Genomic DNA, 23,337 nt, shown 5'->3' with positions numbered 1-23,337 from the left:
ATTTCCCGGAGCTTCCGGCACGCCACTCATCAGAGGAAGATCAATGAGTTACGTCCTGTATGGCATCAAGGCCTGTGACACGATGAAAAAGGCCAGAACCTGGCTCGAAGAGCACCAGGTCGACTATGCCTTTCATGACTACAAGAGCGCCGGAATCGACCGTGCGAGCCTGGAGAAGTGGTGCAACGAGCATGGCTGGCAAACCATCCTCAACCGCGCCGGCACCACCTTCCGCAAGCTGGACGACACCCAGAAAAGCGACCTCGACCAGGCCAGGGCCATCGAGCTGATGCTGGCCCAGCCCTCGATGATCAAGCGCCCGGTGCTCGACCTGGGCGACAAGACCCTGGTCGGCTTCAAACCGGATAACTACCAAGCCGCGTTGGCCTGATACCTCACCCGATTTCGTTGCAAGGAACCCATATCATGAGCACCACCCTCTTCAGCATCGCCTTTGGCGTCGGTACCCAGAATCGCCAGGGCAACTGGCTGGAAGTCTTCTACGCGCAGCCCCTGCTCAACCCGGCAGCCGAGCTGGTCGCCAAGGCCGCCGAGAAGCTCGGCTACCAGGGCGGCAACCAGGCCATCGCCTTCACCACCGCCCAGGCGGCCGACCTGGCCGAGGCCCTGAAAGGCGTGGACAGCGCCCAGGCCGCGCTGCTGACCCGCCTGGCCGAAAGCCACAACCCGCTGGTCGCCACCTTCCTCGCCGAAGACGGCGCACCGAGCAGCACGCCGGAGGCCTACCTCAAGCTGCACCTGCTGTCGCACCGCCTGGTCAAGCCGCACGGCCTGAGCCTGGCCGGCATCTTCCCGCTGCTGCCCAACGTGGCCTGGACCAGCCAGGGCGCCGTCGACCTCGGCGAGCTGGCCGAACGTCAGCTGGAAGCACGCCTGAAGGGCGAGCTGCTGGAAGTGTTCTCCGTGGACAAGTTCCCGAAAATGACCGACTACGTGGTACCGGCCGGCGTGCGTATCGCCGACAGCGCCCGCGTGCGCCTGGGCGCCTACATCGGCGAAGGCACCACCGTGATGCACGAAGGCTTCGTCAACTTCAACGCCGGCACCGAAGGCCCGGGCATGATCGAAGGTCGCGTCTCCGCGGGCGTATTCGTCGGCAAGGGTTCGGACCTGGGCGGCGGCTGCTCGACCATGGGCACCCTGTCCGGCGGCGGCAACATCATCATCAGCGTCGGCGAAGGCTGCCTGATCGGTGCCAACGCCGGTATCGGCATCCCGCTGGGTGACCGCAACACCGTGGAAGCCGGCCTGTACATCACCGCCGGGACCAAGGTGAACCTGCTCGACGAGGGCAATGCCCTGGTCAAGGTGGTCAAGGCGCGTGAGCTGGCCGGCCAGGCCGACCTGCTGTTCCGCCGCAACTCGCTGACCGGCGCCGTGGAGTGCAAGACCCACAAGTCGGCCATCGAGCTGAACGAAGCCCTGCACGCTCACAACTAAGAGGCAGCGCCAAGCTGCAAGTCACGAGCCGCCGACGAGACGGCTCGAACTTGCAGCTTGCGGCTCGAAGCTCATGGCTCTCATCTCCCCCTGGCGCGCCGACTTCCCCGGCATTCTCGCCCTCGAAGCCGAAGGCCAGACCTACCTCGACAGCGCCGCGACCGCGCAGAAGCCGCAGGTACTGCTCGAAGCCCTGCTCGGCTACTACGGCACAGGCGCAGCCAACGTGCACCGTGCCCAGCACCTGCCCGGCGAACGCGCCACCCGCGCCTTCGAGGCCAGCCGCCAGGACGCCGCGCAGTGGCTCAACGCCGCCAGCGCGGAGCAGATCATCTTCACCCGCGGCACCACCGAATCACTCAACCTGCTCGCCTATGGCCTCGAGTCGCAGTTGCCGGGCGACGGGCAGATCGTCATCAGCGCCGCCGAACACCACGCCAACCTGTTGCCCTGGCAACAACTGGCCCGGCGTCGCAACCTGGAGCTGGTCGTGCTGCCGCTGGACGCCAGTGGCAGCGTCGACCTGGAACAGGCTGCCGCGTGCATCGGCCCGCGCACCCGCCTGCTGGCCGTGACCCAGCTGTCCAACGTGCTCGGCCGCTGGCAACCGCTGCCGCAGCTGCTGGCCATGGCCCGCGCCCAGGGCGCGCTGAGCGTGGTCGACGGCGCCCAGGGCGCGGTGCATCAGCGCCCCGACGTGCAGGCGCTGGGCTGCGACTTCTACGTCTGCTCGGCGCACAAGCTGTACGGCCCGGATGGCGTCGGCCTGCTCTACGGCCGCGGCGAGGCCCTGGCCCGGCTGCAGCACTGGCAGTTCGGCGGCGAGATGGTGCAGGACGCCGACTACCAGCAGGCCAGCTTCCGTCCGGCGCCGCTGGGTTTCGAAGCCGGCACCCCGGCGGTCAGCGCGGTGATCGCCTTCGGCGCCGTGCTGCGCTGGCTTGGCGCCCTGGATACGAACGCCGTGGCGGCCCACGAGAGCGCCCTGCACAGCGCCCTGCTGAGCGGCCTGCAGGCACGCTCCGGCATGCGCCTGCTCGGCGCGCCGCAGACGGCGCTGGCCAGCTTCTGCATCGACGGCGTACACAACGCCGACCTGGCTCACCTGCTCAGCGAACAGGGTATCGCCGTGCGCGCCGGCCATCACTGCGCCATGCCGCTGATGAAACAGCTCGGCCTCGGCGGCGCGATCCGCGTATCGCTCGGCCTGTACAGCGACGGTGACGACCTGCAGCGCTTCTTCGCCGCACTGGACAACGCCCTGGAGCTGTTGCGATGAGCGTGCCCCGGTTTTCCGCAGGAGCCGCCGTTGCAGCCGTGATCGCGGCTGAAGCCGCTCCTACGGGTTCAGGGGGAGATCGGGAATGAGCCTGCCCAATGCCGCTCAGGAAGCTTTCGACGCCTTTACCACCTGCCACGGCTGGGAGCAGCGCGCCCGCCTGCTGATGCAATGGGGCGAGCGTCTGGCGCCGCTGAGCGACGCCGAGCGCAGCGAGGCCAACCGCGTGCACGGCTGCGAGAGCCTGGTCTGGCTGCTCGCCGAGCAGCATGAAGGCCGCTGGCGCTTCCGTGCGACCAGCGATGCACGTCTGCTGCGCGGCTTGCTGACCGTGCTGCTGGCGCGCGTCGAAGGCTTGAGCAGCAACGAGTTGGCGCAGCTCGATCTGAATGACTGGTTCGGCCAGCTGGGCCTGCAACGCCAGCTGTCGCCCTCGCGCAGCAACGGCCTGCATGCCGTGTTACGGCGCATGGCCGAACTGACGGGCTGAGCCTGTTGCCCCGGATTGCATCCGGGCTACGAACTGCTTGCCCCCTGCCAGGCCAGCCCTGGCTCAGGCCTGAGCGCGTTCGCGCTGGGTCAGCCCACGCAGGAAGTTACGCAGGATCTGGTCGCCACACTCGCGGTAGTGCCGGTGCCCCGGCGCGCGAAACAGCGCCCCGAGCTCGGCCTTGGTCATCGGCAGGTCGGCGGCCTGCAGGATGGCCTGGATGTCGTCGTCGCGCAGCTCGAAGGCGACGCGCAGTTTCTTCAGCACGATGTTGTTGCTCAGGCGCTTCTCCACCGCCTGGCGCGGACGGCTGTCATCCCGACCCCGCTTGTGGAACACCAGCCCTTCGAGGACATGGGCGAGCAGCACGTCGCTGCAGGCGCGGTACCCGGCTTCGTCCTCGCGCAGCAGGCAGGCCGAGATCAGCCCGGGCTCCACCGGGTAATCGGCCAGCCGGCACAAGGCCTCCAGCTTGCTGTCGTTGACGTTCAGCAGATAGCGCAAGCTGCGCAGCACATCGTTGTTGAGCATGAAAATCCTTGGCAGGCGCAGGACGAGCGTCGCTCAGTCCTGCGCAACGTGATGTGAGGTACTGGGCTGCCAGCTGTCGGCATTGCCCGAGTTCAGGGCCTGCTGCAGACGCTCCAGATCACCGCGCTTGGCAAAAGCTCGCAGCCCGGCGTTGAACAGGCGCAACAGCTCCGCCCCTTCGGCGTCATCCTTGCGAAACAGCAGGCGCAGCGGCTCCTTGTTCAGGTAGCGCGGATGGTGCGTGATATGACTGGCGTCCTTGGGGAACAGCTGGCGCAACATGGCATAGCCTACCGCACGATCCTGTGGGTGCAGGTCGATGCGCCCCAGTTCCAGCAGGCGGAAGCTGGTGTCTTCCTTGCCGCTCTGCTGCACCATCAGGCGACCGCCGGCCAGCGCCTCGTCGAACTCCGGCCCGTAGGAGTAACCCAGGGTCGTGCCGATGCGATAGTTGAACAGGTCGTCGACCTTCTGCCAGTCGAACGCCTGGTCGGCGCGATGGAACAGGACCACCTCGCCGCGCACCAGCGGATCGCTGCAAACACCGTAATTGAGACGGCTGGGGCTGCAGCTGTAGGGCATGATCGCGCTCAGCTGCCCCTGCTGCAACATCAGCACATTGCGGTCCCAGGGATGAAAGATGTATTCGACCCGATAGCCGGCCTCGGCGAACACCGCACTGACCAGCCGCGCCAGGGCCCCGCCATCGGCGCGCTGCTGATCGACATAGGGCGCCCAGTCACCGGTGCCGATGCGCAGGGTCTGCGGCTCGGCCTGCACCGGGGCCAGCAGCAGGAGCCAGACAGGCAGCGTCAGGGAGGCGAGCATCCGTGCCCTGCGCCCTGTGCGAAAGACGCGCTCAAACCGGTAAGACACAAAATCACCTCTACTACGAATGACGTTCGATGCTTCCCTGTGTTCGTTTGCTGCACCTTTTCCGTTTATCCAGCATAGTCAAATGCGCAACGCGCAACGCCCTCAACCAGCAGCCTTGCGCTCTGCCGGGCGCCGGGCGCCGGCGACCAGCTTGTCCACCAGCCTGGCGGCGGCGGCCATGCCGAAACTGGCGGTGACCATCATCACCGCACCGAAACCGCCCGCGCAGTCCAGCCTCACCCCCTCACCGACGAAGCCCTTGGCCTGGCAGACGCTGCCGTCCGGCTTGGGATAGCGCAGCTGCTCGGTGGAGAACACGCACGGCACGCTGTAGGTGCGCCCCGGCGTACGGGAGAAGCCGTAGTCACGACGCAGCATGCTGCGCACCTTGGCCGCCAGCGGGTCGTTGAAGGTCTTGTTCAGGTCGGTGACCTGGATCTGCGTCGGGTCGACCTGGCCACCCGCACCGCCGGTGGTGACGATCTGGATCTTGCGCCGCTTGCACCAGGCGATCAGCGCGGCCTTGGCCGGCACGCTGTCGATGCAGTCGATCACGCCATCAAGCTGTTCGGTGATGTACTCGGCCATGGTCTCACGGGTGACGAAGTCGGCCACCGCATGCACCACGCACGCCGGGTTGATGGCACGGATGCGCGCGGCCATCTCGTCGACCTTGGCCTTGCCCACCGCGCCCTCGAGGGCGTGCACCTGACGATTGGTGTTGGTAATGCACACATCATCCAGGTCGAACAGGGAAATCTCGCCCACGCCGGAGCGCGCCAGGGCTTCCGCAGCCCAGGAGCCGACGCCACCGATGCCGACCACGGCCACATGCGCCGTAGCCAGGCGCTGGTAACCCTCCTGGCCATAAAGCCGGGCTATTCCGCCAAAGCGCTGATCGTCTGTATTCATCTATCCCCCTGCTGGACGGCGCGCATTATAGAGATAGCACCTTGCCCACCCAACCCCGAAAGGCAGGTCAGCCGTCGGTCGGCGCCATACCGCCAGCGCGTGAATGCATCCGCGCAGGCGCCGGATGACCTGATTGGTAACGACTTTTGCTTTAAGATGGCCAGCCTTCACGCCAGCCGCCGCATCGGAGCCGCAATGACCGCCCCCCTCACCCCGACTCTGGAACTCGCCTTCGACCTGATCCGCCGTCCGTCCGTCACCCCGGTCGACGAAGGCTGCCAGGAACTGATGATGCGTCGCCTCGCCGCCTGCGGCTTCGAGGTGGAGCGCATGCGCATCGAAGAGGTGGAGAACTTCTGGGCCCGGCGTGGTGGCGACGGCCCCGTGCTGTGCTTCGCCGGGCATACCGACGTGGTGCCCACCGGCCCGCTGGACGCCTGGCAGTACCAGCCATTCGACGTGCGCGTGGATGAGGACGGCATGCTCTGCGGCCGTGGCGCCGCCGACATGAAGGGCAGCCTGGCCAGCATGATCATCGCCGTCGAGCGTTTCGTCGCCGACCATCCGCAACACAAGGGCGCCATCAGCTTCCTCATCACCAGCGACGAGGAAGGCCCGGCGCAGCACGGCACCAAGGCCGTGGTCGAGCGCCTGCGCGAGCGCGGCGAGCGTCTGGACTGGTGCATCGTCGGTGAACCCTCGAGCACCACCCTGCTCGGCGACGTGGTCAAGAATGGCCGCCGCGGCTCGCTCGGCTGCACCCTCACCGTGTACGGCAAGCAGGGCCACGTGGCCTACCCGCACCTGGCGAAGAACCCGATTCACCTGGCCGCCCCGGCACTGGCCGAGCTGGCCGCCGAGCACTGGGACCACGGCAACGACTACTTCCCGCCGACCAGCTTCCAGGTCTCCAACCTCAACGCCGGCACCGGTGCCACCAACGTCATTCCGGGGGAGCTGAAGGCGGTGTTCAACTTCCGCTTCTCCACCGAATCCAGCGTCGAAGACCTGCAGCAGCGCGTCAGCGCCATCCTCGACAAGCATGGCCTGGACTACCACCTGGAGTGGGCGCTGTCCGGCCTGCCGTTCCTCACCCAGCCGGGGGACCTGCTCGACGCCGTGGCCGCCAGCATCCGCAGCGTGACCGGTCGCGAGACCACCCCGTCGACCAGCGGCGGTACCTCGGACGGGCGCTTCATCGCCACCCTCGGCACCCAGGTGGTCGAGCTCGGCCCGGTCAACGCCACCATCCACCAGATCAACGAACGCGTACTCGCCAGTGATCTGGACCTGCTCACCGAGGTCTACTACCAGACCATGGTCAAGCTCCTCGCATGCTGATCTGCCCCCTCTGCCAGACCGCGCTCGAACCCAGCGCCAGCGGCCTGGCCTGCGCCAACCGGCACAGCTTCGACCGCGCCCGCCAGGGCTACTTCAACCTGTTGCCGGTGCAGCACAAGAACAGCCGCGATCCGGGCGACAACCAGGCCATGGTCGAGGCTCGCCGGCGCTTTCTCGACGGCGGCCACTACGCACCGCTGGCCGCACGCCTGGCCCAGCTCGCGGCCGAACGCGCGCCGGCTCGCTGGCTGGATATCGGCTGCGGCGAGGGCTACTACACGCAGCAGATCGGCCACGCCCTGCCGGATGCCGACGGCTACGCCCTGGACATCTCCCGCGAGGCGGTCAAGCGCGCCTGCAAACGCGCCCCGCAGCTGAGCTGGCTGGTGGCGAGCATGGCCCGCGTGCCGCTGGCCGACGCCAGCTGCAACCTGCTGGCCAGCGTGTTCAGCCCGCTCGACTGGAGCGAGGCCGAGCGCCTGCTCGCCCCCGGTGGCGGCCTGCTGCGCATGGGCCCGACCCGCGGCCACCTGATGGAGCTGCGGCAGAAGCTGTATGACGAAGTGCGCGACTACGACGACGAGAAACACCTGGCGCTGATCCCGGCGGGCATGCACCTGGCGCACAGCGAGACCCTGCAGTTCCCCCTGCACCTGGCCGAGGCCCAGGCCCGCGCCGATCTGCTGGCCATGACCCCGCACGGTTGGCGCGCCAGTGCCGAACGCCGCGAAGCAGTGATCGCCACGCCCTTCGAAGTGACCGTCTCCATCCGCTACGATTGGATCGTCAAAACCCCGAGCATCAGCTCTCAGGACTAGAAGCCATGCGCCAACCCGATATCGAGATCTACCTGAAAGACGCCGAGCGCGACGCCGTGGCCCAGTGGCTGGGTGCAGCCCTGGGGCCTTGCAGCGACTGGCAGCAGAAAGGCCAGACCTTCAAGTGCAAGGCCGGCGAGGTACCGGTGACCTGGCTGCCCAAGGCGGTGGGCAAATGGCACAGCCTGTACCTGGAAAGCGACGCCACGCCCTGGGCCGACGACCTCGCCTGCGCCCGCGCCGCCTACGCCGCCCTTGGCGTGCAGGTTCGCTGCGCACCCGGCACCTGGGTCGAAGATGAAAGCGATGAAGAGGCCGACCGCTGGATCAAGGTCGATGCCGATGGCGAGACCGAGATCGTCTGGCGCACCGAATGAACGCGGCCGCCCGGCGGCCTGCTGATGCCCTCCCCCATTCATGGGAGAGGGTGCCCGAAGGGCGGGATAGGCTCAGGCGCCCCACGCTATGGGACCTTGCATCACCCCCGTAGCCCGGATGCAATCCGGGACCAGAGCGAGGCATTCACAAAGCGCATATACAGCGTTCAAGTTTCGCTGCGGCCACGATAAAGATCAAAGGGTTAGATTCGGCTAGCCCTTTGTCGTTTCGGAGTGACCACGCAGGTGCTTGCTGTAGCGCACCCCGCAACTCGCTCCCGACGAACCATCCCCGCCACGACTATTACTACGTAGATCAGCGGACCGTCACCCATAGCGAGGCCACTTACAAGCGGTTGGCGGCGCTGCCATAAACCTTGCTGCGCTCTCGCTTGCCCACAGCGATCACCGTCACAACCAAGCGGCTGTCGATCACTTCATAGACCAGGCGATAACCGATGGAGCGCAGCTTGATCTTGTAGCAGTTGGGCATATCCCGGAGCTTGTCCGCCTCGACTCGGGGATTCTCAAGGCGCTCCTTGAGCTTCCTGGCGAACTGCAATTGGATGGTGCTGCCCAGCTTGCCCCACTCCTTCAGTGCCTGGGCGTTGAACTCCAGGGCGTACTCAGTCGGCTCCGCCGGCTTGCGCGATGAGGTCATCGATATCTACTCGCACAGTGGGTTCACCACGTCGCTCGCGCACCACTTCGGCCAGGCGGGCATCGTCGATCATCTCCAGCATGGCTTCGTATAGCGCTGGAGGCACAGCATAGAAGGCTGGTTCATTGCGATTGAGGATCACGACGGTTTCACCACCGCCTTCGCGGATGGTGCCCATCGGGTCTTTCTTGAGGTCGGTCACCGATGCTGCAACATCGGCCAATACGGCATAAGTCATGGGTCTCTCCCTGCTTTCCTGGAAAGCACGGCAGAGCATAGCTCTTTTTAGAGTGCTTTTAAAAGCACTCTTATGGCTGACCCGCCCTGCAAGAGTCGCTATCCCCAGATGAGGCACTTGTTACGATTGGCCATGGCAGGTCGCTGGCGTGTGGCACTGGAGCCCTCGTATCTACTGGCTTACAGTCTCGACCAAGGGAGGTGGTGCTATTTCCCGAGTCGAGCTCAGGCTGGCGGGAATCCGGCCTACCCCAGAAACGAAAAGGCCCGTCGATGACGGGCCTTTGCATTGGAGTCTGGGGCTCAGACCGCAGAGACATCTTCCGCTTGCAGGCCTTTCTGGCCCTGGGTCACACCGAATTCGACCTTCTGGCCTTCGACCAGGGTGCGGTGACCTTCGCCACGGATGGCGCGGTAGTGAACGAACACGTCCGGGCCGCTTTCGCGCTGAATGAACCCGTAACCCTTGGAATCATTGAACCATTTGACGGTTCCGGTCTCACGATCTGCCATTACCAACTTCTCCAAACTCGCTATGTTTTTATTGTCCCGAAGGCGCTTTGACGGCTCGGTAAAAACGTTCTTCTCAGCGTTCGCCAACCCCGGCAATTCGAGCATGGAGCAGGTCAAGCGAGTAGCGTTCTTGCTGCAGCCGAAGGCCGAGTATAAAGCATGAACTGTGACTGAAAAGTACTTTTTTGGAGCCACCCCGCCACCTGGAAAAATGCGCTGTTCAGAGCGTTTTTGTCAGCTTTTGGCCAGCAGATCGCGCAACTTCTTCATCAACCGCTGCGCCTGATCGACGTCGAGGCGATAGGCCCAGTCAGGGCGCGCGCTGACTTCCTCCACCTTGAAACCTTCACGCGCCCCCAGCGTCAGCCAGTACTGTTCTCCCTGCCGGTACAGGGCACCGGCGAGCTGCTGCCCACCGAAACCACTGAGGCTGAAACGCAGCACCGGCGGCTGTTTGAAGCCCACCTGGTCGAGCGGCGCGGCATCAGCGAACTGCAGGCTGGAGAACAGCGTCGCCACGCTGTTGGCCGCGCCCTCGAAAGCGAGCTTCTGCGTTCCGGCCAGTTGCTCGACGGCAAAGTTGTACTGCTTGGCATCGGCCCGGTTCAGGGTGAGCACCTCGCCGTCGGCATGGCGCAGCTCGATGCGCTGGATATCGGTGTAGGGAATGTCACTGATGCGCCGGTCCAGCCAGTCCAGCTCGCGCGGCGGTACGTTCAGCTGGCGATCGATCAACCAGACCTGGTCCTCTCCAGCCAGGCGCACCAGTTGCCCGGTGCCTTGCTGGGCTGCCTTGCCCAGGCGCAGGCCGAGATCGGGGTGGCCGTCGAACTGCAGCTTCAGGCGCAGTGCCTGCTCACCCTCCGCGCCTTGCTCGGCCAGGCCCAGACGCGCGTGCCACTGCGCATTGGCGGTCTTGGCCTCCACCTTCCGCGCCTCGCGCAGCGCCCGCAGCAGGTCGGCCAGTACCTGCCTTGCCGCCGGGTAGTCGGCCTTCGCCGGCACCACCCAGTCCTCGCCGTGACGCTCGATGCGCACCGGAGGCTGGCCCGGCGCCTCGATGTCCAGCGCCTGCAGGCTGCCCAGGTAGTCCTGCTGCGCGGCCAGCCATGGCGCCTGTTCGACCGGCGCGATGGCCTGCTGCTGGTCATGCCGCAGCGCCAGATAGCCCAGCGCGCAGAGCAGCGCGATGACGAGCAATGCGCTCAGACCTTTCTTTCCCATGAAACCCTTCCCCCTTGAGTGAGATGGAGCCGCGTGGAGCGCACCGATGCCTCAGAGGCGGTGCGCCCGCCGCGCCCTTGCGGAAACCTGTCGTTTGCTGGCGGCGCTGCTACCCGCCGGATCGCAGCCGGGCTACGAACCCCCCGGCGTAGGGTGGATGCCGCTTCCTGCATCCACCACAGCGGTGGATCGGTAAAGCGTGATCCACCCTACTCACCACCCTGGATCGCAACCTGGATACAAAACCCTCGGTGTAGGGTGGATGCCGCTTCTTGCATCCACCACAGCAGTGGATCGGTAAAGCGTGATCCACCCTACGCACCACCCCGGATCGCAGCCAGGCCACGAAACCCTCGGCGTCGGGTGGATGCCGCTTCCTGCATCCACCACAGCGGTGGGTCGGTAAAGCGTGATCCACCCTACGCACCACCCCGGACTGCAGCCGGGATACGAACCCCTCGACGTAGGGTGGATGCCGCTTCTTGCATCCACCACAGCGGTGGATCGGTGAAGCGTGATCCACCCTACGTATCACCCCGGATCGCAGCCGGGCTACGAAACCCTCGGCGTAGGGTGGATGCCGCTTCCTGCATCCACCACAGCGGTGGGTCGGTAAAGCGTGATCCACCCTACGCATTACCCCGGATTGCAGCCGGGATACGAAACCCTACGCACACGCGCTGCAGCGCCTAGGGTCGCGCTGGCCGTCAGGCCTGACGACGCCGGCGCCACAGCCACAGGGCCAGCACCAGCAAGGTCAGCAGTGCCGGCACCAGGGCGATGTTGAGCACCTTCAGGGTACGTCCCAGCGCCTCGATATCGGCGTTGAGCTGATAGCGCACGTCGCGCAGCTCCTTGCGCAGCTCCAGTTTCTGCTGGATGAAGCGCTGCAGCGCGGTCTGCTGTTCCGGGGTCAGCTCCAGCGCCTTGTTCGGATCATCGCTGCGTTGCAGCGCGGCCAGTTGCTGCTCGGTCTCGGTCAGGCGCGCCTGCAGTGCCTGTTCCTTGTCACGCAAGCGCTGCTCGGCCGCCCGCTGCAGCTCCTCCACCACCACGAACGGACGGCTGAAGCGGCCACGCGAACGCACGCTGATCAGCGCCTCGGAACCGCTCAGGTTGTCCAGCGCGTTGATGACGAAGCTGCCGTTGTCAGCCCAGGGTTGTGGCATGCGCTGGCCGAAGAAGTCCTGCACCTGCACCCACAGGCGATCGCTGAGGATGTCGGTATCGGCCACCGCGATGACGTTGATGTTGTCGGCCTGCTTGAGGCCATCCTTGCGCCCCTCGATGCCGTCGGGGAAGGCACTCTGCGCCGGGCCATCGACCCGCGCGGCAATGGTGTAGCGCTCACCGGTCGGCTCCAGCTCACGGATCAGCTCCTCCGGGTTGCTGAGCATGGCGAAACGCTGGGCATCGAAGGGCATGGCGTACTCGGAGCTCTGCATCAGCGGCGTGAAGCGGCTCTTCGCCCCCTCCAGCGGTTCGAGGATGCCGGCCGTGGCGACGGTGATGCTCTCCAGCCCGGCCGTGGCGATATCGGTCTGGTCCAGCGCCTTGCGCGGCAGGCTCAGCCAGGCGGCATGACGCACCGGGCGCTGGCCCTGGCCCATGTTCACCGACATGGCATAGGCACCATCGCCCAGTACCTTGTCCGGGACCATGCGCAGGCCCCAGGCCTTGAACAGCGGCGCGAGGTTCGACGCCTTGTCCACCGCCACCTCACCGGGCATCTCGCCGCTGTCGGCCTCCGCGTAGGGGTCGACGAACACCATCAGCTTGCCGCCGCGCAGCACGAACTGGTCGATGGCATAGAGGGTCTGCTGCGGCAGGTTCTTCGGATGCACCAGCCAGAGCACCGAGACCTGCTCGGGAATCTGGTCGACATCGACCTTGAGGTTCTCGATCTTGAACAACTGGCGCACCTGCTCCAGCACCATCCATGGCGGCGTCGGCTGGCGCGCCATCATGTCGAAGCCACCGGTCATCGGCAGCCCGGACAGCACCCCGACCACCGGCAGTTCGGGTTTCGCCAGGGTCTGCACCAGGCGGCTCAGCTCGTACTCCAGGTGTTCCTCCTGATCCAGGGCGAAGAACGGAATGACCTGGGTATCGTCCAGCGAATTGGTGCCCGCCAGGCCGAAGTAGACCGAGTCGCCACCCTGCTGCAGCGGAATCCCCTGCAGGCCGTACTCGGCCGCCTTGTCCTCGTCCTCGGAGAAGGGCTGGGGATCGATGATGTGCAGGCGGATCTTGCCGTTCGCCTGCGCCTGGTAGGCCTTGAGCATCTCCTCCACGCGCTGTGCGTAGGTGCGCAGCGCCGGCAGGTCCTTGGCCACCTTGTCCGAGTAGAAGAAGTACAGGTTGATCGGCTCGTCCAGCTCACCGAGGATCTGCCGGGTGCCGTCGGAGATGGTGTAGAGCTTCTGCTCGGTGAGGTCCAGGCGCGCACCGCCCAGGCCGATACCGGCCAGCAGATTGAAGGCAACGAACGCCACCGCGATCAGCAGCAGCCCGGCGCCGGAATAGATCAGCTTTTTCATGGGCGCTCCTCAGTCGGCTTTCTTCAGATCGATGACCACCGCGGTGGCGGTCAGCCAGGCAGCGATCAGCGAGAGGAAATACAGCAGGTCGCGCAGGTCGATCACGCCCTTGCTGATGGCATCGAAGCGCACCAGGAAACTCAGCGAGGCGACGGCGTCCACCCACCATTGCGGCGCCCAGGCGAAGGCATCGAGCACCATCGGAAAGCCGCTGACGATGAACAGGAAGCAGGCGCTGACCGCGAGGATGAAGGCGATCACCTGGTTCTTGCTCAGCGCCGACATGCACGAACCGATGGCCAGGTAGGCCCCGGCCAGCAGCCAGCTGCCGAGGTAGCCGGTGATGATCGCGCCGTTGTCCGGCTCGCCCAGGTAGTTGACGGTGATGATCATCGGGAAGGTCAGCAGCAGCGCGATGCCGGCGAACACCCAGGCCGCCAGGAACTTGCCGGTGACCGCCTCGAAGCGGGTGATCGGCAGGGTCATCAGCAGCTCGATGGAGCCGGACTTGCGCTCCTCCGCCCACAGGCGCATGGCGATCGCCGGCACCAGGAACAGGTACAGCCAGGGGTGGAAATTGAAGAAGGCCGAGAGGTTGGCCTGGCCGCTCTCGAAGAAACCGCCCAGGTAGAAGGTGAACACCCCGGACAGCACCAGGAAGATCACGATGAACACATAGGCCAGCGGCGTGGCGAAGTAGCTCGCCAGCTCGCGCTTGAAGATCACGGGCAACTGGGTCATGGCTGCTCTCCTCGGGTCAGGCTGCGGAATACTTCATCGAGCCGACCGCGTTCCACGTTGAGCTCCCTGACCCTCCAGCCGCGCTGGGCGATCAGTGCATTGACCTGCGGGAAGATCACCTCGCCCGGCTGCGCCAGCACGCTCAGGCTGTGCTCGCGCGGGTTCTCCTCGACCCCGGCGACACCGGGCAGCGCCGCCAGCGCGGCCAGGTCCAGGGCCTCATCGGCCACCAGCGTCACCGCCTGGTGGTAGCGCGAACGGCTCTCCAGTTCCAGCGGCGTGCCATCGGCCAGCAGGCGGCCCTGGGCGATGACCACGGCGCGGGTGCAGAGCGCCGTGACTTCTTCGAGGATGTGGGTGGAAATGATCACGATCTTGTCGCGGGCCAGGCCCTGGATGAGCTGGCGCACCTGATGCTTCTGGTTCGGATCGAGGCCGTCGGTGGGCTCATCGAGAATCAGCACGCGCGGATCGTGCAGGATCGCCTGGGCCAGGCCGACACGGCGCTTGAAGCCCTTGGACAGCGTTTCGATGCTCTGCTCCAGCACCGCCTGCAACTCCACCTGGGCCACGGCATGCTCGACCCGCAGCGCCTTCTCGGCACCACGAAAACCGCGCACCTCGGCGATGAAGGAGAGGAAGCCGCGCACACTCATGTCGCCGTAGCACGGCGCGCCTTCGGGGAGGTAGCCGATCTGCCGCTGGGCCTTGAGCGTCTGCGTCTGGATATCGCAGCCGAGAATGCTCGCCGTGCCGGAGGTCGGCGCGAGAAACCCTGTGAGCATCTTCATCGTGGTGGATTTGCCAGCCCCGTTGGGGCCGAGAAAGCCCAGCACTTCCCCTGGCTGGACACTGAACGACAGGTCATCGACTGCCGTGTACTGCGCAAAACGCCTGGTCAGGTTTCTTATTTCGATCATGGCCTCTCACCGTCGCGAAAACGCCCGAGTCCCGCGTAACCACCGCGAGAACGCAGGCCGCAAGAATGCCGGGCAAAAGCGCACGCCCGGACGAAGGCATGACAACCCTCGTCCGGGAAAGTTCAGCGGCCCCGCATACCTCGGCAGAATGCGTCAGGCGAGGTTCAGCCTGCTCGCCCGACAAGGCCCGGGCGAGTGCTCGTGACGGTCGTTGCAGCCGCTCCGAAGCCTGCCTGCGAGCGGTCCAGCACCGTGATTGCCGGGCAGACGAAACGCCCCGCCCCATCCCCCGGCGCAGAGAACCTGCTAGGCTCAGCGCCCAGACCTACTTCGGAAAGCATTCACGGATGAATAATCAGACGCCTCGTTCGAAAGGGCTGCGAGCCTTCAATGCCCTGTGCGCCACCTGCCTGATCGGCGCGCTGATCTATCTGCTGACGATGGGCGTGCACGCCGTTGCCGTGGCCGCCATGCTGGTTTCCATCGCCGCAGTGGCTGTCCCGCTCACCTGGGGCGACGGCGGCATTCTGGAGGTGGTAACCGGGACGGTCGAGGCGATCATCGATGGACTTCTGGCCCTCATCGAGGGGATGATCAGCGCCGTCTCCGGCCTGTTCAGCTAGCCGCCGGAGCACGACCGGAATCACCCGCCGCGCCGGAACCCGGCAAGGCAACTCCCTTCCAGCGCATCAGCGCTACTGAATGGACAGGCGTCAGTCCGTAAAACGCCAGACATGCCCGTAACCGTCGACGTGACATCCGCTGACTCACTGGAAGTAGCACTCGCAAGATTGAACCGCCAGGTAAGCACCGAACTGGGCCGCCGCTGGTACAAGCGGCGGTTCGGCTACTTCGAGAAGCCTTCGGCGCTGCGCCGCAAGCGCAAGCAGATGGACAAACTGGCCATTGCCTCCGGCGGCGGCCTGTGCCTGAAAATCGGGCTGAAGGAGCAGTTCTGCAGACATGCAGGCAGTGGCGTCGGCCGCTGACGTCGGTGCAGGCGCACTCGCTCAACCCGGTGACTTGGCCTAACCTCGATAGCGCACGCTCGCTTACCCCCAAGGAAGCCACATGAACGTCAAACGGATCATTGCCAATCTTCACGCAGCGCAACCAGCGGAAGTGGATGAGTTCTATCGGCTGATCCTGGGCCTCGAACTGGTCATGGACCATGGCTGGATTCGCACCTATGCCGGTTCCGAGAGGATGGCGGTGCAGGTCAGCTTCGCCAGCGAGGGCGGCTCGGACACGCCAGTGCCCGACCTGTCCATCGAGGTGGATGATCTCGACGAGGCGTTGCGGCGTGTCGCGAAACAGCGGATTCCCATCGAGTACGGGCCGTCGCATGAGCCCTGGGGCGTTCGCCGCTTCTACGTCAGGGACCCGCTCGGCAACCTGATCAACATCCTCCAGCATGTCTGAAGCGCCTCTGCGCGCGTCGACGATCGAGACCCTGAACATGTTCATCCCCCTAGCCACTGCGGTACTGCTCGGCCTGGCGACACCCCTGGCCCATGCTGACGACTCGAACCCGCCTGACGGGCTGCTCAGACCCAATGCCGAGGAGGCCGCGGATGTGATCGCGGCGCTGACCGGCCTCGAGCAGATGCGTGCGGAGATGACCGTGACGCTCGGCACCTGCGTGCCTGCACTCGAGGCGCAACACCCTGGGCAGATCGCCTGCACCTTCGCCCTGAAAGTCGGTGCAGGCAGCTCGGAATCACAAGCGGACTTCTACAAGATCGACGACGCATGGCAGGCTCAGCCAAGCGTCTCCCAGGACCTGCTTCCATTTCCTGATCCGGCGCTCTAATGTGGCTGCTCGCGGCCCTGGCAGAGCCTCTGCGGATTCGCCGGGCGGCCGCGTAGACAGCCACGTTCCAGCCAATCAGCAGGCACTCCATGAATCTCGAAACAGCCGTTGCCTTTTCCGCCGTGGCCGGCATCGCAGTCGTCAGCCCCGGACCGGCGATCCTGCTGGCGTTACGCAATGGGCTGAGCTTCGGCGTGCGGGCGGTGGTGTGGTCGTCGCTGGGCAACATCATGGGCCTGTTCTGCCTGTCCGCCGCGGCGATGCTGGGCCTGGGGCTGCTGCTCAAGTCCTCGGCCCTGCTGTTCAGTGTCGTCAAGGTGCTGGGTGCCATGTACCTGTTCTACATCGGCCTGCGCCATCTGCTGGGGCGTGCCTCGCTGCTCCAGGTGGAGGCCAGCCAAGCCGCCGAACGCCGCGCCTACAGGCCCTTTCGGCTCTATCGCGAGGCGCTGTTCATCGCCGCGTTCAACCCCAAGCCGATCCTGTTCTTCACGGCGCTGTTTCCACAGTTCGTCGACACCCGTGAGCCGTTGCTGCCGCAGTTCTTCATCCTCACCGGTATCTTCATGCTGCTGTCGTTCATCACCCTGGTCGCCTATGCCTCGCTGGCGGCACGGGCCAGGCAGGCATTGCAGCGCCCCTCGTTCGTGACCTGGGTGAACCGGGTATTCGGCAGCGTGTTCATTGCCTTCGGCGCAGCGCTTCTTGCGCTGCGGCGTTAGAACCGAGGCCCTCGACGTCGTCCAGCGCCGGGCAGTAGCGCCCTACTCCGGCGCGCAGTGAAAGCGGTTCTTGCCGGCGTGCTTGGCCACGTACATGGCCTGGTCCGCCTGTTTCAGCAGGTCCGCGCCATTGTCGGCCTGCAGCGGATACAGGGCGGCGCCCACGCTCGCCGATATGCGTGCCGGATGGCCGTCCAGGTCGAACGGCTGCGCCAGGACATCCAGCACCTTGAGCGCCACCGCCGCGCAATCCTGGCGGCTGTGCAGGCTGGCGAGCAGGATGCCGAATTCGTCACCGCCGAAGCGCGCGACCATATCGCTGCTGCGCACACAGCCTTCCAGGCGCCTGGCGGCCATCTGCAACAGGCAGTCGCCTGCCGTATGACCGTGGCGGTCGTTGATCGCCTTGAAGCCGTCCAGATCGATATACAGCACGGCGCACAGCTGCTCCTGACCGCGTACCGCGTCGAGCGCCTGGTCGAGCCGCTGGCGGAAGCGGACCCGGTTGGCCAGGCCGGTCAGCGCATCGTGCTGCGCCTCGTGGGACAGACGTGCCTCCAGGCGCTTGCGCTCGGTGACGTCCTGCGCGACCAGCACCAGGAACGCCGGGTGGCCCTGGCGCTTGCGCACGACGCTCACGGCCTCGCACACCCAGAGCAGCGAGCCATCCTCGCGGCGGTAGGTCTTCTCGATCTCCGGGGAAAGCGCGCCGCCGTCGCTGGCCAGCTGCTCGCGCAGGAAAGTCCGGGCGGCGCTGGCCACCTCGGGGTCGCTCAGGTCGAAGATGTTGCCGCCCTGCAAGCGCTCGGGCGGGCGTCCGAGCATGCGCGAGAAGGTCTCGTTGACACGCAGGATCCGGCCTTCGGGGCTGATATGGGCAATGCCCATGGCCGCCTGGTGGAAGGTCGCACGAAACAGCGCTTCGCTGCCTTGCAGGGCATCGGTCGCCGCGCGCTGGCGGACCAGCATCAGCGCCAGCACGCCGACGAACAGCATCACCACCAGGGAGACACCGACAGCCGCCAGCAGATAGGTGGTGCGGCGCTGCAGGGTCGTGGCCATTTCCTCGTCGTAGGCCGTGGCCACGGTGACCATCAGCGGATAGTCGGCCATGCTGCGGTAGCTGACGATACGGGCGACGCCATCGAGCCCCTGGCCGCTGTCGTAGAAGTCGTCGGTACGGCGCTGTTTCTGCCGCTGAAACCAGGCCAGCACCTCGCCGCTCAGGCCGAACTCGCTACGTGCGCCGATCTTGCGCGCGCGCACCACGCCATCCAGACCGCCGAGTTCGAGCAGCCCCTGCGCGCCCAGGTCGACCTGTTGAAAGAAGTGCGTGACGTCCTGCGGACTGATGGCCATCACCACCACCCCGGCGAAACGGCCGTCCGCGTGCTCGATACGCAGCGACATGGGGATCAGCCAGCGCTTGGACACACGCCCGAAGACCGGCTGGCTGATGAACAGATGGTCGATGCGCGCAGCGCGTTGCGCAGTGAAGAATTCGCGATCGGCGTAGTTGACCGGGCCGGTGCTCCGGCTGCTGCTGACGATGTCGCCATGCTCGTCCACCACGCTGATGATGGTGAACATCTCCTCGCGGATCACCCCCTCCTCGACCCAGCGCCGCAGGTCGATCTCCCTGCCCTGCAGACGGTACTGCTCGCGCACGAACGCCGCCACCTGCTCGGCCGCCTTCAGCGCGCGGGACACCTGCTGCTCGAAGGCGATGGCCAGACTGGCATTGGCCTTCATTTCCGCCGCCAGTGCCTGCTCACGCTCGAAGGCGATGCGCTGCAGGGTGATCAGCCAGACAACCAGGATGAAGACGCTCGCCAGTACCACCAGCAGGTTCAGGGGCGTTGCGGTTCGGGGGCCTCTGGCGACGCGTTCAGGTGCGTCACTCGGCTGTCTGGGCGGGGTCATCGCCTTGTTCTCCAGGGCATCCACGGGCTGTATCCTGCTAGTCGTTGGGCGAGGAGCACGCCCCTGAAACCCGCTATCGTTCAGCGTCACGGGGCTTGATCCAGCGCCTTGCGTTGAATCATAGGCACTGCCGCGCCACTGTGCTGCCATCAGTCTGCAACGGATTTTGCCCGATAATGCGGCATGCGGCAGACTGACACCCCTGCTTGACCCATCATGGCAAGCCGAGCGACATCGGCGCCGATCCTGCTGATTTTCTTCGACAATCGCTACCCTCGAGGCACGTCTTGGACACCACGGTCTTTCTCGCCGTCATCGCCGCCGCTGCCCTGCATGCCGGCTGGAACGCCCTGCTCAAGATCGGTCTCGACCGCTTCCTGACCGCCACCCTGATCCAGGTCGGCGCCGGCCTGGTGGCGCTCTGCGCACTGCCGCTGGTCGCCGTACCGCAGGCCGCAGCCTGGCCCTGGATCGCGCTGTCGGCCGTGCTGCACATCGGCTACAACTTCTTCCTGGCCCGCGCCTACCAGTACGGCGACCTGGGCCAGGTCTACCCCATCGCGCGCGGCAGCTCGCCGCTGATGGTCGCCCTGCTCTCGCTGCTGCTGTTGCATGACGGGCTGGGCACCCAGCAGCTGCTGGGCCTGCTGGTGCTGGTGATCGGCATCTGGTTGATGGCGCTGCGCGGCGGCCACCACCAGGCCCCGCAGCGGGCGATGCTGTTCTGCGCCCTGATGACGGCCCTGTTCATCGCCGGCTACACCCTCAGCGATGCCATGGGCGCCCGCGCCAACGGCGATGCGCTGAGTTATTCGCTGTGGTTGTTCAGCGTCAACGGCGCGGTGATGGCGGCGGTGCTCGCCGTCAGCCGCGGGCCGCGCGCCTTTCTCCAGCTGGGCCCGCACTGGCGCGGCGGGCTGGCCGGCGGGGCGATGTCGATGGCGGCCTACACCATCGTCATCTGGGCCATGACCCAGGCACCGGTGGCCCTGGTGTCGGCGCTGCGCGAAACCAGCGTGGTGTTTGCCGTGCTGCTCGGGGTGCTGTTGCTCAAGGAACCCATGCGACCGATCCGGCTGCTGGCGTGCGGGGTGATCGCGCTCGGCGTGGTGCTGATGAAGCTGGCGTAGCCGATTCGAGGACCGACATGGCCGATACCCCTCGCGCGGCACGCTGCAGAGGCTGACCCGGCATTCCGCTCGGGAACCCGAAGCCGCCTTTGTGGTTCTGTTGAACAACGGGGGCCGAGGCGTCGACCGTTTTTCCGTCATGTGCCGGCGGCATGCTGGCCAGGCTGACTGCACGGACACCCACGTGGTGCCAGCCCTGTCGGCCGTGGCAGCCCCGTCAGGCCGCGGCGCCAGCGGCTGGTCCCGGAAGTTTTTTGCCCGCCAGGCAGGCTTGCGGCACACTAGCGCCCTTCCCGAGCATCCGCTCGTTTATCTGCTCAAGAGTCCGTATGACCCGTTCTCCCTTGCGCCGCATGGCCTTCAGCGCGCTGCGCCGCCTGCTGTACCTCTGGGTACGCTCGGAAACCATCAACCAGTCCGCCTTCACCCTCAAGCTCGATCGCAGCAAGCCGGTGTTCTACGTGCTGCAGCAGCCCTCGGTGAGCGACCTGGCCGTGGTCGACCGCGAGTGCACCAAGGCCGGCCTGCCGCGCCCGGTGCTGCCGGTGGCCGTCGGGGAACATGTCGAGCCGGCGGCCTTCTTCTACCTGACGCCGGAACCGGACTGGTTCGGCCGCCAGGACAAACGCGGGATTTCGCCCACCCTGGATCGCGTCGTCAGCGCCCTCGGCCAGCATGCCGTGGATGACGCGCAGATCGTCCCGGTCAGCGTGTTCTGGGGGCAGTCGCCGGATCGCGAGACCAGCGCCTGGAAACTGCTGTTCGCCGACAGCTGGGCCGTTACCGGCCGCCTGCGCCGCCTGGTCAGCATCCTGATCCTCGGGCGCAAGACCCGCGTGCAGTTCTCCACACCGATCCACCTGCGCGAACTGGTCGAGCAGGACAAGGGCCAGGAGCGCACCCTGCGCATGGTGCACCGCATCCTGCGCGTGCACTTCCGCAACCAGAAGGCCGCCGTGATCGGCCCGGACGTGTCGCACCGGCGCAACCTGGTCAAGGGCCTGGTCCACGACCCGCTGGTACGCCAGGCCATCGTCGACGAGGCCGAGCGCGAGAAGATCAGCCTGGAAAAGGCCGAAGCCCAGGCGCTGCGCTACGGCAACGAGATCGCCTCGGACTACACCTATACGGTGATCCGCTTCCTCGAGCTGGTGCTGTCCTGGTTCTGGAACAAGATCTACGACGGCATCAAGGTGCACAACATCGAGGGCGTGCGTGACATCGCCCAGGGCCACGAGGTGATCTACGTGCCCTGCCACCGCAGCCACATCGACTACCTGCTGCTCTCCTACCTGCTGTTCCGCAACGGCCTGACGCCGCCGCACATCGCAGCCGGCATCAACCTCAACATGCCGGTGATCGGCGGCCTGCTGCGCCGTGGCGGCGCCTTCTTCATGCGCCGCACCTTCAAGGGCAACCCGCTGTACACCGCAGTGTTCAACGAGTACCTGCACACCCTGTTCAGCAAGGGCTTCCCGGTGGAGTACTTCGTCGAGGGCGGCCGTTCGCGTACCGGGCGCATGCTGCGACCGAAGACCGGCATGCTGGCCATCACCCTGCGCAGTTTCCTCCGTTCGCATCGCCTGCCCATCGTCTTCGTGCCGGTGTACATCGGCTACGAGCGCGTGCTCGAAGGCCGCACCTACCTGGGCGAGCTGCGCGGCGCGAGCAAGAAGAAGGAATCGATCTTCGACCTGTTCAAGGTGCTCGGCGCGCTCAAGCAGCGTTTCGGCCAGGTGTCGGTCAACTTCGGCGAGCCGATCAAGCTCGGCGAATTCCTCGACCAGCAGCAACCCGGCTGGCGCCAGCAGGAGCTGGGCCCGCAATACCGGCCGAGCTGGCTCAACGAAACCACCAACCGCCTGGGCGAACACGTGGCGCGCCACCTCAACGAGGCGGCGGCGATCAACCCGGTCAACCTCGTCGCCCTGGCACTGCTCTCCACCAGCAAGCTGGCGCTGGACGACCGCGCCCTGGCGCGCGTGCTCGACCTGTACCTGGCGCTGCTGCGGGCCGTGCCCTACTCGCCCCACACCACCCTGCCGGAAGGCGACGGCGCGGCGCTGATCGAGCACGCCAAGGGCATGGACCTGCTGGCCGAGCAGAAGGATGCCCTGGGCAAGATTCTCTACCTGGACGAGCAGAACGCCGTCCTGATGACCTACTACCGCAACAACGTGCTGCACATCTTCGCCCTGCCGGCACTGCTGGCGAGCTTCTTCCAGAGCAGCGCACGCATCAGCCGCGAGCAGATCCTGCGCTTCACCGGCGCACTCTATCCCTACCTGCAGTCCGAACTGTTCATCCGCTGGGAGCAGAGCGAACTGGAAGGCGTGGTCGACCAGTGGCTGGCCGCGTTCGTCGAGCAGGGCCTGCTCAAGGTCGAGGGCGACGTCTACGTGCGTCCGGCACCCAGCTCCCGCCAGTTCGTCCTGCTGACGCTGCTGTCGCGCTCGGTGGCGCAGACCCTGCAACGCTTCTACATGGCCATCGCCCTGCTGCTCAATGCCGGGCAGAACGCGATCAGCGCCGAGGAGCTGGAGGACCTGTGCACGGTGATGGCCCAGCGCCTGTCGATCCTGCACGGCCTGAATGCGCCGGAGTTCTTCGACAAGAGCCTGTTCCGCCACTTCATCCAGAGCCTGCTGGACCAGGGCGTGCTGCGCCAGGACGAGGCCGGCAAGCTCAGCCACCACCCGCTGCTCAGCGAGCTGGCCGAAGGCGCCGCCAAGCGCGTGCTGCCGGCCGAGATTCGCCTGTCGATCCGCCAGGTGGCGCTGGACCGCAACGAGGACGAGCCGGCCAGCGTCTGACGCCGCTGCCGCACC

25 protein-coding genes are annotated in these 23,337 nt (G+C 66.0%); 14 read left to right on the top strand and 11 right to left on the bottom strand.

What is annotated here, in order from left to right; all coding sequences use genetic code 11:
- Nucleotides 1–43 precede the first annotated feature (43 nt).
- From EPK82_RS17290 to EPK82_RS17275, 4 genes are all read left to right on the top strand, one after another.
- Nucleotides 44–391: an ArsC family reductase gene (locus EPK82_RS17290; RefSeq protein WP_037053721.1), complete on the top strand. Its 348-nt coding sequence runs from the start codon at nt 44–46 to the stop codon at nt 389–391.
- 35 nt (nt 392–426) lie between these two features.
- Entirely contained in the window at nt 427–1,461 is a 1,035-nt protein-coding gene (gene dapD / locus EPK82_RS17285) for a 2,3,4,5-tetrahydropyridine-2,6-dicarboxylate N-succinyltransferase (RefSeq protein ID WP_037053718.1), read from the top strand.
- A 73-nt stretch (nt 1,462–1,534) separates the two neighbouring features.
- Nucleotides 1,535–2,740, top strand: a complete 1,206-nt coding sequence (locus EPK82_RS17280) for an aminotransferase class V-fold PLP-dependent enzyme (RefSeq protein WP_134677463.1) — start codon at nt 1,535–1,537, stop codon at nt 2,738–2,740.
- 85 nt (nt 2,741–2,825) lie between these two features.
- Nucleotides 2,826–3,230 carry a SufE family protein gene (locus EPK82_RS17275; RefSeq protein ID WP_134677462.1) on the top strand — a complete coding sequence of 135 codons (405 nt, stop codon included), beginning with the start codon at nt 2,826–2,828 and terminating at the stop codon, nt 3,228–3,230.
- 63 nt (nt 3,231–3,293) lie between these two features.
- Here EPK82_RS17275 and EPK82_RS17270 read toward each other — a convergent pair whose 3' ends face one another.
- The 3 genes from EPK82_RS17270 to tcdA all read right to left on the bottom strand — a co-directional run bounded on the left by EPK82_RS17270 (nt 3,294) and on the right by tcdA (nt 5,549).
- The gene (locus EPK82_RS17270) at nt 3,294–3,761 is read right to left on the bottom strand and encodes a YehS family protein (RefSeq protein WP_037053711.1); all 468 of its coding nucleotides are present in this window, start codon (nt 3,759–3,761) and stop codon (nt 3,294–3,296) included.
- A 33-nt stretch (nt 3,762–3,794) separates the two neighbouring features.
- Entirely contained in the window at nt 3,795–4,589 is a 795-nt protein-coding gene (locus EPK82_RS17265) for a substrate-binding periplasmic protein (RefSeq protein WP_134677461.1), read from the bottom strand.
- 150 nt (nt 4,590–4,739) lie between these two features.
- Complete coding sequence (gene tcdA, locus EPK82_RS17260; protein ID WP_134677460.1) at nt 4,740–5,549, bottom strand: tRNA cyclic N6-threonylcarbamoyladenosine(37) synthase TcdA; 810 nt, start codon at nt 5,547–5,549, stop codon at nt 4,740–4,742.
- Between the two features lie 195 nt (nt 5,550–5,744).
- Between tcdA and dapE the strand changes: the two genes are divergently transcribed.
- Genes dapE through EPK82_RS17245 form a run of 3 tightly spaced genes read left to right on the top strand, consistent with a single transcriptional unit; the run spans nt 5,745 to nt 8,085 of the window.
- Nucleotides 5,745–6,890, top strand: a complete 1,146-nt coding sequence (gene dapE / locus EPK82_RS17255) for a succinyl-diaminopimelate desuccinylase (RefSeq protein ID WP_134677459.1) — start codon at nt 5,745–5,747, stop codon at nt 6,888–6,890.
- Entirely contained in the window at nt 6,884–7,708 is an 825-nt protein-coding gene (locus EPK82_RS17250; RefSeq protein ID WP_037053699.1) for a putative RNA methyltransferase, read from the top strand. Before dapE ends, EPK82_RS17250 begins: the two co-directional genes overlap by 7 nt.
- 5 nt (nt 7,709–7,713) lie before the next feature.
- Nucleotides 7,714–8,085 (top strand): hypothetical protein, encoded by a 372-nt coding sequence (locus EPK82_RS17245; RefSeq protein WP_047592131.1) that lies wholly within the window; start codon nt 7,714–7,716, stop codon nt 8,083–8,085.
- A gap of 346 nt (nt 8,086–8,431) precedes the next feature.
- Here the strand turns inward: EPK82_RS17245 and EPK82_RS17240 are convergent, their stop codons facing one another.
- From EPK82_RS17240 to EPK82_RS17210, 7 genes are all read right to left on the bottom strand, one after another.
- Entirely contained in the window at nt 8,432–8,746 is a 315-nt protein-coding gene (locus EPK82_RS17240) for a type II toxin-antitoxin system RelE family toxin (protein ID WP_134677458.1), read from the bottom strand.
- Entirely contained in the window at nt 8,712–8,984 is a 273-nt protein-coding gene (locus EPK82_RS17235) for a type II toxin-antitoxin system Phd/YefM family antitoxin (protein WP_172979170.1), read from the bottom strand. Before EPK82_RS17235 ends, EPK82_RS17240 begins: the two co-directional genes overlap by 35 nt.
- A 302-nt stretch (nt 8,985–9,286) precedes the next feature.
- On the bottom strand, nt 9,287–9,496 hold the full coding sequence (locus EPK82_RS17230) for a cold-shock protein (RefSeq protein WP_024308925.1): 210 nt from the start codon (nt 9,494–9,496) through the stop codon (nt 9,287–9,289).
- 234 nt (nt 9,497–9,730) lie between these two features.
- Nucleotides 9,731–10,720: a DUF4340 domain-containing protein gene (locus EPK82_RS17225; RefSeq protein ID WP_134677457.1), complete on the bottom strand. Its 990-nt coding sequence runs from the start codon at nt 10,718–10,720 to the stop codon at nt 9,731–9,733.
- A gap of 707 nt (nt 10,721–11,427) precedes the next feature.
- Complete coding sequence (locus EPK82_RS17220) at nt 11,428–13,260, bottom strand: GldG family protein (RefSeq protein WP_134677456.1); 1,833 nt, start codon at nt 13,258–13,260, stop codon at nt 11,428–11,430.
- Between the two features lie 9 nt (nt 13,261–13,269).
- Nucleotides 13,270–14,001, bottom strand: coding sequence for an ABC transporter permease subunit (locus EPK82_RS17215; protein ID WP_037053684.1), 732 nt, complete (start codon nt 13,999–14,001; stop codon nt 13,270–13,272).
- Nucleotides 13,998–14,921: an ABC transporter ATP-binding protein gene (locus tag EPK82_RS17210; RefSeq protein WP_037053680.1), complete on the bottom strand. Its 924-nt coding sequence runs from the start codon at nt 14,919–14,921 to the stop codon at nt 13,998–14,000. Before EPK82_RS17210 ends, EPK82_RS17215 begins: the two co-directional genes overlap by 4 nt.
- Nucleotides 14,922–15,268: 347 nt before the next feature.
- On the opposite strand from EPK82_RS17210, the gene EPK82_RS17205 reads away from it, so the two are divergent.
- From EPK82_RS17205 to EPK82_RS17185, 5 genes are all read left to right on the top strand, one after another.
- On the top strand, nt 15,269–15,544 hold the full coding sequence (locus EPK82_RS17205; protein ID WP_134677455.1) for a hypothetical protein: 276 nt from the start codon (nt 15,269–15,271) through the stop codon (nt 15,542–15,544).
- 111 nt (nt 15,545–15,655) lie between these two features.
- Nucleotides 15,656–15,910, top strand: a complete 255-nt coding sequence (gene rpsU, locus EPK82_RS17200; protein WP_134677454.1) for a 30S ribosomal protein S21 — start codon at nt 15,656–15,658, stop codon at nt 15,908–15,910.
- An 82-nt stretch (nt 15,911–15,992) separates the two neighbouring features.
- A complete protein-coding gene (locus EPK82_RS17195) occupies nt 15,993–16,343 on the top strand; it encodes a VOC family protein (RefSeq protein WP_134677453.1) in 351 nt (116 codons plus the stop codon).
- A complete protein-coding gene (locus EPK82_RS17190; RefSeq protein ID WP_134677452.1) occupies nt 16,336–16,734 on the top strand; it encodes a hypothetical protein in 399 nt (132 codons plus the stop codon). Before EPK82_RS17195 ends, EPK82_RS17190 begins: the two co-directional genes overlap by 8 nt.
- A gap of 89 nt (nt 16,735–16,823) precedes the next feature.
- Nucleotides 16,824–17,456 (top strand): LysE family translocator, encoded by a 633-nt coding sequence (locus EPK82_RS17185; protein ID WP_037053676.1) that lies wholly within the window; start codon nt 16,824–16,826, stop codon nt 17,454–17,456.
- A gap of 42 nt (nt 17,457–17,498) precedes the next feature.
- On the opposite strand, the gene EPK82_RS17180 is transcribed toward EPK82_RS17185, so the two are convergent.
- The gene (locus tag EPK82_RS17180) at nt 17,499–19,403 is read right to left on the bottom strand and encodes a sensor domain-containing diguanylate cyclase (RefSeq protein ID WP_244230010.1); all 1,905 of its coding nucleotides are present in this window, start codon (nt 19,401–19,403) and stop codon (nt 17,499–17,501) included.
- A gap of 263 nt (nt 19,404–19,666) precedes the next feature.
- Between EPK82_RS17180 and EPK82_RS17175 the strand changes: the two genes are divergently transcribed.
- Entirely contained in the window at nt 19,667–20,509 is an 843-nt protein-coding gene (locus EPK82_RS17175; protein ID WP_037053675.1) for an EamA family transporter, read from the top strand.
- Nucleotides 20,510–20,838: 329 nt separating this feature from the next.
- On the top strand, nt 20,839–23,322 hold the full coding sequence (plsB, locus tag EPK82_RS17170; RefSeq protein WP_037053674.1) for a glycerol-3-phosphate 1-O-acyltransferase PlsB: 2,484 nt from the start codon (nt 20,839–20,841) through the stop codon (nt 23,320–23,322).
- Nucleotides 23,323–23,337 lie beyond the last annotated feature (15 nt).

The sequence above is a fragment of the Ectopseudomonas khazarica genome, assembly GCF_004521985.1.
In the GTDB taxonomy this organism is placed as follows: domain Bacteria; phylum Pseudomonadota; class Gammaproteobacteria; order Pseudomonadales; family Pseudomonadaceae; genus Aquipseudomonas; species Aquipseudomonas khazarica.
Note: the sequence above shows the minus strand (reverse complement) of the source record. Positions and strands in the feature narration are given on the sequence as shown.